The sequence below is a fragment of the Limosilactobacillus frumenti DSM 13145 genome (assembly GCF_001436045.1).
GTDB classification, from domain to species: domain Bacteria; phylum Bacillota; class Bacilli; order Lactobacillales; family Lactobacillaceae; genus Limosilactobacillus; species Limosilactobacillus frumenti.
On the sequence record NZ_AZER01000016.1, the window covers coordinates 96196 to 108930 of the forward strand.

Genomic DNA, 12735 nt, shown 5'->3' on the forward strand with positions numbered 1-12735 from the left:
AGGAAAAAAGAATGGATAATCCAAATTTTAAGTCTGGCTTTGTTGCTATTGTGGGCCGACCAAACGTTGGTAAATCAACCTTTTTGAACTATGTTGTCGGACAAAAAGTGGCAATTATGAGCAATGTTGCCCAAACAACCCGGAATAAAATTCAGGGGATCTATACCACTGCGGATGCCCAAATCGTTTTCATCGACACACCGGGAGTTCATAAACCACAGACTAAGCTCGGTGACTTCATGGAAAAGTCAACGTTGTCTGCCTTGGACGAAGTTGACGCTGTCTTATACTTGGTGAGTGCCACTGAAGACCGTGGACCGGGGGATGACTTTATCATCAACCGTTTGAAGTCCATCCAGCAGCCGATCTTTTTGGTAATTAATAAAATTGATCAAGTGCATCCTAATAAATTGCCGGAAATTGCGGCTCAATATCAAGATTCCTTGCCATTTGCCGGAACGTTTCCCATTTCAGCTTTGCAGGGGAACAATATCAACCCATTAATTAACAAGTTAGTTTCGATTTTACCTAACGGACCACAATATTATCCTAGTGATCAGATCTCTGACCACCCCGAACGCTTTGTGATTGCGGAAATGATTCGTGAAAAGGTTTTTGAGCTGACACGGCAAGAAGTCCCACATTCTGTTGCTATTGATGTCACCTCAGTTAAGCGAGAAGACGAAGAACACGTTCATATCTCTGCTAATATCATTGTTGAGCGTCCAGGCCAAAAGGGTATTATTATCGGGAAAGGGGGTTCTATGCTAAAGAAAATTGGCACACGGGCCCGTCAAGATATTGAACACCTGCTCGGTGACAAATTGTACCTTCAACTATGGGTAAAAGTAGTTCCGGGTTGGCGTGATAAGTCAGCCATGCTTAAGGACTACGGTTACCGGAATAAGGATTATTAGTCTTTTGAATTTGAGCATGGGAGAAAGTTGGTGATGTGATGAGTAGGATCACCACGGACTTTACCGGCATTATTATGTTTCGACGTGATTATCGGGAGCGTGATTTATTAGTCAAGATGCTGACCGATAAAATCGGGCCGGCAATGTTCTTTGTCAAAGATGCAAAGAAACGCGGTTTTCGAATGCAGTCGGATATTCTACCATTTACTCATGGTACTTATATCGGTTCTTTATCTAATGACCAGTTAAGCTTTATTAATACCGCTAGTGAGACTCATCAATATCAGCGAATTGCGACGGACATTAGCCGGAACGCATATGCAACTTACTTGTTGGCGTTAGTTGACGCGGCATTTCCAGATGGACGGAGCATTGGTGGCTGGTTTAACCAGGTGGCTGCTGCGTTGGACCTCATCAACCAGGGCTTGGATGAACAGATTATTACCAATGTGATTGAGAGTCAGTTATTGATTCAATTTGGGGTGGCCCCGACTTGGGACCATTGTGTTATCTGTGGACGTGATGATTTACCACTAGATTTTTCTGAACAATATGGGGGAATGCTTTGTCGCAATCATTGGCATCTTGATGATCACCGGATGTTTTTAGATCGACGTACTGTCTATTATTTGCAGCGATTGTCAACGTTAAACTTGCAAAAGATTCAACGGATTCAGATTAATGCGGCAACAAAACGACGCATTCAGTCCGTATTAGATACGATTTATGACGATTCGGTCGGTTTAAATCTAAAGAGTAAACGGTTTATCCGCCAAATGGCTAAGTGGGAACAAAATTTAAAAAATAATCAGTCTGACGATTGACAAGTCCAGGCTGATTTTTTATCATAAGACACGTATTTGAATATATGTCGTAGCGATGACAAAGATTAGATTACCAAGATAATGGTCAAGCGATGGAAGAATTGGTGTGAGCTTCCTTCATTAATGGTGATTGGGCCCTTTAACAGCTACTACAAGCAAGCTGTTTTGTAGAGATACAAAAAAGCAGGGTGGAACCGCGAATCTTATTTTCGTCCCTGTAGGAACTGGCATAGTCTAGTTTCTACAGGGATTTTTTGAAAGGAAGTATTTATATGTCGAAGAAGCTGAGTGTTCAAGACATCATCTTTACACTTGAAAAGTACTGGACTAAACAGGGTTGTATGTTAATGCAGGCCTACGATACTGAAAAGGGTGCTGGGACAATGAGTCCATATACCTTCCTGCGGGCGATTGGACCGGAACCATGGAATGCCGCCTACGTTGAACCATCCCGGCGGCCCGCTGATGGTCGATATGGGGAGAACCCTAACCGTCTCTACCAGCACCACCAGTTCCAAGTGATTATGAAGCCTTCACCAGATAACATTCAGGACCTGTACTTAGGTAGTCTCCGTGAACTGGGGATTGACCCACTAGAACATGATATCCGGTTTGTTGAAGATAACTGGGAAAATCCTTCAATGGGGTGTGCTGGTGTCGGTTGGGAAATCTGGCTTGATGGAATGGAAGTTACGCAATTTACTTACTTCCAAGTTGTCGGTGAGTTACCAATGAACCCGGTTGCTTCAGAAGTTACCTACGGATTGGAACGGTTAGCTGAATATATTCAAAACGTGGATTCCGTTTATGATTTGGAATGGGGTCATGGCGTTCTATATGGTGACATTTTTAAAGAACCTGAATATGAACACTCTAAATACGCATTTGAAGAAAGTAATCAAGATATGCTTCTGCAAGCATTTAATGATTACGAAAAGGAAGCTAAACGTTTAATTAAGTTAGGACTTGTGCACCCGGCATACGATTATGTGTTAAAGTGCAGCCACACCTTTAATCTCCTTGACGCACGAGGAGCTGTTTCTGTAACTGAACGGGCCGGTTACCTGCACCGTATTCGGATCATGGCTAAGTCGATCGCTAAGTCATTCGTTGAAGAACGGCGGAAGCGTGGTTTCCCATTAATCCACGATGAAAAACGACGTCAAAAGACGCTTGATGAATACACTAAGAAAGCGGAAAAAGCCAAGCAACGGGCTGCTAAACAAGCAGCTAAGAAGGCTAAAAAAGCGCAAAAGGGGGACAAGTAAGATGGCTAATTCATATTTGCTAGAAGTTGGCGTGGAAGAAATGCCGGCACATGTAGTAACGCCAAGTATTAAGCAATTACATCAACGGGTTGCGGATTACTTAAAGAAAGAACGCATCTCATTCAATGATATTCATGAGTTTGCAACACCACGGCGGTTAGCCTTATTGATTGATGGCTTGAGTGACAAGCAACCAGATGTTGACCAATCAGTGAAGGGGCCGGCTAAAAAGATTGCTCAAGACAGCGATGGTAATTGGACTAAGGCAGCAATCGGTTTTACCCGTGGACAAGGGGCAACCGTTGACGATATTCAATTTAAGAATGTTAAGGGTGAAGAATACGTCTTTGTTGAAAAGCACATTGCTGGAAAGAACGTGGCTGAAGTTCTGCAAGGATTGCCTGATGTTATCACATCAATGACGTTCCCAACATTAATGAAGTGGGGCTACTATAACCTGCAATTCATTCGGCCAATTCGCTGGCTTGTTTCATTATTAAATGATCAAGTTGTACCTTTCAAAATTCTCGACATTACTGCTGGGCGGACTACTCGTGGCCACCGCTTCTTAGGCCACAAGTTTGATTTGAAACAAGCAACTGACTATGAAAAGGCATTGCATGATGATTTTGTCATTGCTGATCAAGCTAAGCGGAAGCAAGTTATCGAAGATCAAATTGATCAGATTGTGAAGGCTAATGATTGGGTTATTGACAAGGATGCAGACTTGTTGGAAGAAGTTAATAACTTAGTTGAATGGCCAACCACCTTCTCCGGATCCTTTGATCCTAAATATCTGGTCTTGCCTGATGAAGTTCTGATTACTTCCATGAAGGATAACCAACGGTTCTTCTACTTACGCGACCATGATGGCAAGTTACTGCCTCACTTCATTGCCGTGCGGAATGGTAATACTGATTACCTTGATAATGTTATTAAGGGCAATGAACGGGTCTTGGTTCCCCGACTTGAAGATGCAAAATTCTTCTATGAAGAAGATCAAAAGATCAGTATCGACGAATACGTTGATCGTCTGAAGCGGGTTAGTTTCCATGATAAGATCAGTTCGATGTATGACAAAATGCAACGGGTGGCCGCAATTGCCCGTGTTCTAGGTAAACACCTCCACTTAAGTGACCAAGAAATGGCTGATTTGGACCGAGCTGCTCACATTTACAAGTTTGACTTGACTACTCAAATGGTTGGTGAATTTGCCGAATTACAAGGAATTATGGGTGACATTTACGCCAAATTATTTGGTGAGGACGATGCAGTTGCTACCGCTATCCGTGAACATTACATGCCAATTTCTGCTGATGGAGATTTACCAGCCAGCAAGGTTGGGGCTGTATTAGCCGTGGCTGATAAACTTGATAGTATCATGAGCTTCTTTGCGGTTGATATGATCCCAAGCGGTTCCAACGACCCATACGCATTACGTCGTCAGGCCTTTGGAATTGTACGGATTATCGCTGACCGGGACTGGCACCTGCCATTACTGGATATTCAACCAGAAATTGTCCAAGCCTTTAACGATGACCAACTCAATGTTTCAATCGATATTACGAAGAATGCTGATCAAGTTCGTGCGTTCTTCATGGACCGTATTCACCAACTATTAAGTGAGAATAAGACTGGTCATGATGTCATTGATGCAGTTACTAAAGCGCAAACTGCTGATATTGAAGATGTGCTTGAGTCGGCTGAGACTATTAAGCAACACCATAGTGATGATGACTTCAAAGAGAACATTGAAGCGTTGACGCGGGTATTACGGATTGCTAAGAAAGGACAAGGTGCTGCGCAAGTGGATGCTAGTCTGTTCCAAAATCCATCTGAAAAGGAGTTAGCTGATGCCGTGAATAAATTAAATGATCACGCTGATCACAACTCACCAGCAGATAACTTTGCGGCATTGAATGCCTTATCCCCAATCATTAATCGTTACTTCGATGAAAACATGATTATGGACAAGGACGAGAAGATTAAGAATAACCGGTTGGCATTATTGAATCAGATTGCTCATCAAGTTTATCAAATTGGTGACTTAGACCAATTAGTAATTAAGTAAAAGCATTTTGATTGTTTTGTTGATGACTTGTGGTATCATATATATTAGTTAATTTTGGGCTAATTTACAGTAAGGAGGTCGCATTCCGTTGAGGTTGCGACCTTTCGTACCTTTGAACCAGTAAGTGGGGTGAGTCAATGGCACGAATACCGCGCGAGTTAATCGACCAGGTTCGTGATGCGGTTGATATTGCTGACGTGATTGGTCAATACGTTCAGCTTCATCAATCCGGTAAGAACTTTGTTGGTCTCTGTCCTTTTCATGAAGAACGGACACCCTCCTTTTCTGTTAACGAAAGCAAACAGTTCTTTTACTGCTTTGGCTGTGGACGGGGAGGAAATGTATTTCAGTTCTTGATGGATCTTAAGCACTATTCTTTTGTTGAGGCTGTTCAGGAAGTTGCTCAACTGGGGAACATCACTATCCCGGATCGATATCGAGAGGACAGTCATCAGGAGAAGATCCCTGATAATAGTGAAAAAGGCCAGCTAATGGCAGTGCATGAGCAGGCGGCTGAGCTGTATCACCATATTCTAGTTAACACTCCGGCGGGGGAACCAGCATTAAAATACCTCCATCGGCGGGGCATGAGTGATGAAATGATTAAGCAGTTTCAAATTGGTTATGCCCCTGACCAGAAAATCTTGAAGCCATTTTGTGATCAACACGGTTACCAATATCAGTTACTTCGGAAATCGGGGCTATTTACTGAGAGCAGTAGTGGTGAGCTTCATGATCGGTTTATTGACCGGGTCATGTACCCGTTGAAAAATCAAAATGGTCGGGTAATCGCCTTTTCTGGACGAATCTTGAATACTGCCAGCAGTGATTTGCCAAAGTATTTGAATAGTCCAGAGACGCCTATTTTTAACAAGCGGCGAACGCTGTTTAACTTTGATTTAGCCCGTAAGGCAGCACGTAAAGGAAACCAGCTATATCTTTTTGAAGGCTTTATGGATGTCATTTCAGCGTTTTCTGCAGGCGTCGAAAACGGCGTTGCTTCGATGGGAACGAGCCTGACTGAAGAGCAAGTTGGCCTGTTAGGACGTGCGTGTCGCCACCTGGTAATTTGCTATGATGGTGATTCTGCTGGGCAAAATGCGATTGATCGGGCAATTAGCCTTGTCAATGATCACCGACCTGCTGGCATGCAGCTCCGAATCGTCCAGTTACCAGCTGGAGTTGATCCCGATGAATATGTTCAGCAAAAGGGTCGTGAAGAGTTTAAGAACTATCTAGGAAGTCATGTTGAGACGCCAGTCGATTTTTATTTTAACTTCTATCGTCATGGTCACAACCTTAACCAGCAGAGTGATCTATTGGCTTATATTAACCAGATCCTCAAACTGCTCGCTCAACTTCAATCGCCAGTTGAACAAGACCTCTATCTTGAACGATTGGCGAGTGAATTTAACCTTGATAAAGCGACGCTGAAGGTACAACTAGAAGAGATTCGTCCGCAACCACCGCAATACCATTATCCGGCAGCTAACCAAGGATCATCAAACAACTACAATCCCGGTAGTGCTCCCTTAGATCGCCATACCCAAGCAACCGTCAATCGCACTGAACGGGCAGAGCAGTTGTTATTGCGTTATATGTTGGCTGACCGCGAGGTGTGGACCCATGTTACTGCCCACAAGGACTTCCACTTTGTTCATGAACGTTACCAAACGTTATATCTAGTTGCTACGAGTTATTTTGCTGAACAAAATAACTATTCAGTTGCAGGATTAATGGATTATTTGAGTGAGGATGAACTGCGTACGACACTGGGCCAGATTGAGGAACTAAACGTTGATGAACGGGTTGACATGCAAGTAGTTGATGACTGTTTGCAATTGATCATGAAGTCTACCCCCTTGGAAACCCAAATTAAAGATGTCCGAGCGCAGCTACGTGAAGCCAGTTCGTTGAATAATAGTGAATTAGCGACCAACTTAACCATGAAACTAGTAGATTTATTGAAACAACAACAGCAATTAAAAACGGAGGAGATTAATTAGATATGGCAAAGAGTAAGAAAAAAGAAGTCGTTATCTCAAATGATGAAAACTTTGACTCACATAAGTACGACACCGCCGTTGGTAAATTAATTCGGACATACAAGAAGCGTAAACACATTAAGTATGATGATCTAACGTCTTTAATTGCTAAGCCATTCGAATTGAATGCTGATGGGATTGACAATTTGCTACAAAATGTTGAAGACTCCGGAATCAGCGTCGTGGATGAGAATGGTGATCCTGACCCGCGTGCTTTAAAGGCGACCGAAAAGTTGTCTCAAAAAGCTATGAAGGATACTTCTGCACCAACAGGTGTTAAGATTAATGATCCTGTGCGGATGTACTTGAAGGAGATCGGGCGTGTTAGCCTATTGACCGCTGACCAAGAAGTGGAATTAGCCTTACGAATTGAAAAGGGTGATGAAGAAGCTAAGCAAGAACTAGCCGAAGCTAACTTGCGGTTAGTTGTCTCCATTGCTAAGCGTTACGTTGGTCGGGGGATGCAGTTCCTTGACTTGATTCAGGAAGGAAACATGGGTCTGATGAAGGCTGTTGAAAAGTTCGATTACCGGCGGGGATTCAAGTTCTCTACCTATGCAACTTGGTGGATTCGTCAGGCTATTACACGGGCTATTGCTGACCAGGCGCGGACAATTCGGATTCCGGTCCACATGGTAGAAACGATTAACAAATTAATCCGGATCCAGCGGCAATTACTCCAGGATCTTGGGCGGGAACCACTTCCTGAAGAAATCGGTGCTGAAATGGATATGCCTACGGAAAAGGTACGGAATATTTTGAAGATTGCTCAAGAGCCTGTTTCATTGGAAACACCAATTGGTGAAGAAGATGACTCGCACTTAGGGGACTTCATTGAAGACCAAGATGCTACTAGTCCTGCTGATCATGCTGCTTATGAAATGATGAAGAAGCAACTGGAGAATGTCTTAGACACATTAACTGATCGGGAAGAAAATGTTCTCCGCTTACGGTTTGGCCTGGACGACGGGCGGACACGAACTTTGGAAGAAGTTGGTAAAGTCTTTGGGGTTACCCGTGAACGGATTCGACAGATTGAAGCCAAGGCTCTTCGCAAGCTGCGTCATCCATCACGTTCAAAACAGTTAAAGGACTTTTTGGAATAGTCTAGAAAAAAATCGCTAATAAATTAACTATAAAAACTACACAAGTAATTAATTAGCGAATAACATTTCGTAATGATTAATTTAGGTGCTTCGGGAACTCAAGTGTCCAGGAGCACCTTTTTTTATTAAGCAAACGAGTAGAATGAGGTTAAAATTAAAAACAAATTAAAATAAGCTTGACGAATCCTTATTTGATGCTGTACACTTAACTTGTTTAAGTTAATATAAATTTAACTTAATTTTATTAAGCTAGTTGATTTATCATTGAGAGGGGAAATAGCTAATGCCAGAATTATCAGCAGATTTAACTGGTACCATTAATCATAAGTTAGCAGCACAGTCACCGTCCGGGATCCGGGCATTTGACCGTTCAGTTTCACAAATTCCGGGAATTATCAAACTGACCCTGGGTGAACCGGACTTGAATACGCCTGAACACGTAAAACAAGCTGCCGTTGACAGTATTCAAGAAAACGATTCCCACTACGCTCCACAAATGGGTAAGCCAGAATTGCAACAAGCAATTGTCAATTATCTGAAGCGTACTCGTGATATCAATTATGATCCTAACAGCGAAGTTGTTGTAACGGTCGGGGCAACAGAAGCGTTGACAGCAACCCTATTCTCACTGTTAAACACCGGTGATAAGGTTATTATTCCAACACCAGTTTTCTCCTTGTACTTCCCACTAGTAGCAATGACCGGTGCAATTCCTGTTCAAGTGGATACTTCTGCCGATGGCTTTGTATTAACACCTGAGCGCCTTGAAGAAGTCTTAGCAAAGGATGGGAACGGGGTTAAGGCAGTGTTACTGAACTACCCATCTAACCCTACTGGTCGTGAATATCCTAAGGAAACCCTTCAAGGATTAGCTGAAGTCATTGCTAAGCACCATTTGTTTGCCATTGCTGATGAAATCTATAGCGACTTAGTTTATGGTGTTGATCACTATTCCATCGCTGCCATGATTCCGGACCGCACCATTTTGATTTCAGGGCTTTCCAAGTCACATGCGATGACGGGTTGGCGGCTTGGTTATGTCGTTGGTCCACGGCAGATTATGGCAAGTATTGGTAAGATGCATGCCTTTCTTGTCACATCCGTTACTGATAACGTTCAAGCAGCGGCCATTGAAGCTCTGAACAACGGTGACCAAGATCCTCAAGAAGCTCGCAAGATTTACCAGAAGCGGCGTGACTTTGTCGTTGATGGGCTTCGTAAATTGGGCTTTGAAATGTCCACCCCACAAGGGGCTTTCTACATTTTTGCCAAGATTCCAGATGCTTTCGGTACAGATGACTTTAAGTTTGCAACTGAATTAGCTCACCAAGCTAAAGTCGGGGTTACTCCTGGTTCAGCTTTTGGGGCTGGTGGTGAAGGATATGTCCGTCTGTCCTATGCTGCTTCTGATGAGGACCTCCAAGAAGCCCTCAAACGCATCGGTGACTTTGTCAAGTCCCTTTAATAAATAACGGATATAGATAATCAGGTGAATAAACGTCAATTACAGTCCTCGAGTAAGCTAACAGTTTCTCGAGGACTTTTTTCTTTGGTCATTTACCAGTCCATTTGCTCGACATACTTACTTATTTGATATACTAAAGGTAACGTTGAATAAGGAATGATTACATTGGACGCACAACATCTATCAAAACGTTTGGCAGTCGTGGCTTCCTATGTTCCACAGAATGCCCGGTTAGCGGACATCGGATCTGACCATGCCTATTTGCCAGCGGCATTAGCTTTACAAGGAAAAATTGACTACGCTGTGGCTGGTGAAGTGGTGAAGGGACCATACGAAAATGCGGTTCATGAAATTAATAGTTTAAAATTGAGTAACGTTATCCATCCGCGACTTGCCGACGGCTTAACAGCCATTACTGATGATGATCGAATTGATACCGTCACGATTGCGGGAATGGGTGGCTCGTTAATTGCCCAGATACTGGACACTAACCCACGTAAACTGGCGGGCGTTAAGCGTTTAGTCTTGCAACCAAACATCGGGGAATTACGTCTGCGTAAGTGGCTGATGGTCCATCGCTTTCAGATTATGGCAGAACAAATTATTGCAGATGATGGCCACATTTATGAAGTGATCGTGGCGGAACCGTCACTTGTTCCGTTTACTTATAGTCAATTTGAGCTGACATTTGGTCCATTATTGTTAGAGCAGCGGGGACCGGTATTTGATCAAAAATGGCAACAAGAGTTTAAACGTCAGCAGAAAGTTCTCAAGCAGATTGAAACAGCACCGGTTCCTCCTGCTGACAAGGTCAGCCAGTTACGTCGGTATCTTAACTTGATCAAGGAGGTTTTAAACCATGACGAAGGGAATTGATTTAATTCAGCGCTTTGAACAGTTTGCCAATCCCCAATTAGCCGAATCTTGGGATCATCCGGGCCTACAAATCGGCAATCCAGAACAACCAATTCACAAGTTGATGACAACTTTGGATGTTCGGCCGGAGATTGTGCGTGAAGCAATCAAGAACCATGTTGATTTTATTTTTGCTCACCACCCGATTATGTTTCATCCAGCCAAGGATTTAGATACCCGGAACCCACAAAACGAAATGTATGCGGATTTACTGCGTCACCAAATCACGGTTTATGCAGCACATACAAATCTAGATACTGCTAATGGCGGGATGAACGATTGGCTGGCCGACCAAATGCATCTCACTGCAACACACCGCCTATTAGACCATGGTGTCGATCCTATTTCCGGTGAACCAGTCGGAATGGGCCGGATTGGGGAATTAGCCGACCCAATGACCCCTGCCGAATTTGTCCAGTATTGTATCAATATTTTTCACGTCCCTGGGGTCCGGTGGGTCCAGAACCCCACTGATCGTAACCACCTAGTTCGTCATGTTGCAGTCCTCGGCGGTGCGGGACAAGATTTCTGGTCCGCAGCCGTGAAAGCCGGTGCGGATGCATACGTTACTGGTGATGTTACTTATCACTTTGCTCACGATATGGTTGCTAATCATTTGATGGTGGTTGATCCTGGTCATCATATTGAAGCAATTTGTGAACCACGTTTAGCTGACTTATTTAAGCAGTGGAAATCTGAAAATGGTTGGCAGTTTGAAGTGGTTCAAAACCAGATCAACACTGATCCGTTTCACTTTACATTGTCATAATGAAAGGGAGTTTACACTATGACTGAAGACAAATACGCTGGTTTGTTAGACCGTTTTTTGGATTATGTTAAAACGGAAACTCGTTCTAACCCCGATTCTGACACTGTTCCTTCTGATCCTAAAGAGACCGCTTTTCTCCAAAAATTAGCGGCTGATTTAACCCAGATGGGCCTGGATAATGTGCATATCAACCCGCAATGTTCTTATGTTTACGCTACTATCCCATCTAATTTGGATTATGATGTGCCAACGATTGGTTATATTGCTCACGTTGATACTGCTGATTTTAATGCCCACAATGTTCGGCCACAAATTGTTGAGAATTATGATGGCCACAGTGATATTCAATTAGGTGATGATGGTCAGTACATTCTGAGTCCGCAAGAATTTCCGAATATGAAAAATTACCAAGGAGATACTTTGATTACTACTGATGGGTCGACTCTTCTTGGTGCTGATGACAAGTCTGGGGTGGCAGAAATTGTGACCATGGCGGCTTATTTGATGAGCCATCCAGAGGTTAAACATGGTGAAATTAAGATTGGCCTTGGCCCAGATGAAGAGATCGGGACTGGAGCAGACCACTTTGACGTTGATGATTTTGGGGCCGACTTCGCGTATACAGTCGATGGTGGGCCGCTAGGCGAATTGGAATACGAAACTTTCAACGCCGCGCAAGCGGAAATTAGTATTTCTGGTAAGGATGTGCACACGGGCGTTGCCAAGGGAACAATGGTTAATGCTATTCAGGTGGCCATTGACTTACATGATTCATTGCCAACCCATGAACGAGCTGAAAAGACAGCAGGCCGGGAAGGCTTTTTCCACCTATACAAATTTGATGGGACAGTTGATCATGCAAAGATGGTTTATCTGATTCGTGACCATGATCGGCAAACGTTTGAAGAACGGAAGCACCTTCTGGAAAGAATTGTGGCAGGCTTGAATAATGAGCTTGGCGAACAGCGGATCCAAATGAAGCTGTATGACCAGTACTACAACCTAAAAGATGCGTTAAAGGGTGACATGCAATCGGTTAATATTGCTAAGCAGGCTATGGAACAATTAAACATCAAACCGGTAATTTATCCAGTCCGAGGTGGTACGGATGGCTCGACAATTTCTTATATGGGTCTGCCAACACCAAACCTGTTTGCTGGTGGAGAGAACATGCACAGTCGGTATGAATACGTTTCATTGCAAACAATGGAACGAGCACTTGATGTTCTCTTGAAGATCAATGAACTTAATGCTGTTCGTCAATAAAATAACAACGGCCGATCGTAGTTGATTATGCTACGATCAGCCGTTTGTTTTTAAAAAAGTAAATGCCCACTCACAAGGTCGTAGTGGGC

The 12735-nt window shown here is 43.4% G+C and carries 10 protein-coding genes; all 10 read left to right on the top strand.

Annotated features, from left to right (window positions below):
• The first annotated feature begins 11 nt into the window (after positions 1 to 11).
• The 10 genes from era to pepT all read left to right on the top strand — a co-directional run bounded on the left by era (position 12) and on the right by pepT (position 12646).
• Complete coding sequence (era, locus tag FD27_RS05020; protein WP_057750479.1) at positions 12 to 917, top strand: GTPase Era; 906 nt, start codon at positions 12 to 14, stop codon at positions 915 to 917.
• A 38-nt stretch (positions 918 to 955) separates the two neighbouring features.
• Positions 956 to 1741, top strand: coding sequence for a DNA repair protein RecO (gene recO, locus FD27_RS05025; RefSeq protein ID WP_057750482.1), 786 nt, complete (start codon positions 956 to 958; stop codon positions 1739 to 1741).
• Between the two features lie 272 nt (positions 1742 to 2013).
• Positions 2014 to 3009, top strand: a complete 996-nt coding sequence (gene glyQ, locus FD27_RS05030) for a glycine--tRNA ligase subunit alpha (RefSeq protein WP_057750485.1) — start codon at positions 2014 to 2016, stop codon at positions 3007 to 3009.
• Between the two features lies 1 nt (position 3010).
• Positions 3011 to 5080 (top strand): glycine--tRNA ligase subunit beta, encoded by a 2070-nt coding sequence (gene glyS, locus FD27_RS05035; RefSeq protein ID WP_057750488.1) that lies wholly within the window; start codon positions 3011 to 3013, stop codon positions 5078 to 5080.
• Between the two features lie 137 nt (positions 5081 to 5217).
• A complete protein-coding gene (gene dnaG / locus FD27_RS05040; protein ID WP_057750491.1) occupies positions 5218 to 7086 on the top strand; it encodes a DNA primase in 1869 nt (622 codons plus the stop codon).
• Positions 7087 to 7088: 2 nt separating this feature from the next.
• Positions 7089 to 8231, top strand: a complete 1143-nt coding sequence (rpoD, locus tag FD27_RS05045; RefSeq protein ID WP_057750494.1) for an RNA polymerase sigma factor RpoD — start codon at positions 7089 to 7091, stop codon at positions 8229 to 8231.
• 283 nt (positions 8232 to 8514) lie between these two features.
• The gene (locus FD27_RS05050) at positions 8515 to 9696 is read left to right on the top strand and encodes an aminotransferase class I/II-fold pyridoxal phosphate-dependent enzyme (RefSeq protein ID WP_057750496.1); all 1182 of its coding nucleotides are present in this window, start codon (positions 8515 to 8517) and stop codon (positions 9694 to 9696) included.
• 165 nt (positions 9697 to 9861) lie between these two features.
• A complete protein-coding gene (locus FD27_RS05055; protein WP_057750498.1) occupies positions 9862 to 10572 on the top strand; it encodes a tRNA (adenine(22)-N(1))-methyltransferase in 711 nt (236 codons plus the stop codon).
• The gene (locus tag FD27_RS05060) at positions 10556 to 11380 is read left to right on the top strand and encodes a Nif3-like dinuclear metal center hexameric protein (protein WP_057750500.1); all 825 of its coding nucleotides are present in this window, start codon (positions 10556 to 10558) and stop codon (positions 11378 to 11380) included. The genes FD27_RS05055 and FD27_RS05060 overlap by 17 nt, the downstream gene beginning before the upstream one ends.
• 18 nt (positions 11381 to 11398) lie before the next feature.
• The gene (gene pepT, locus FD27_RS05065) at positions 11399 to 12646 is read left to right on the top strand and encodes a peptidase T (protein WP_057750502.1); all 1248 of its coding nucleotides are present in this window, start codon (positions 11399 to 11401) and stop codon (positions 12644 to 12646) included.
• Positions 12647 to 12735: the final 89 nt, after the last annotated feature.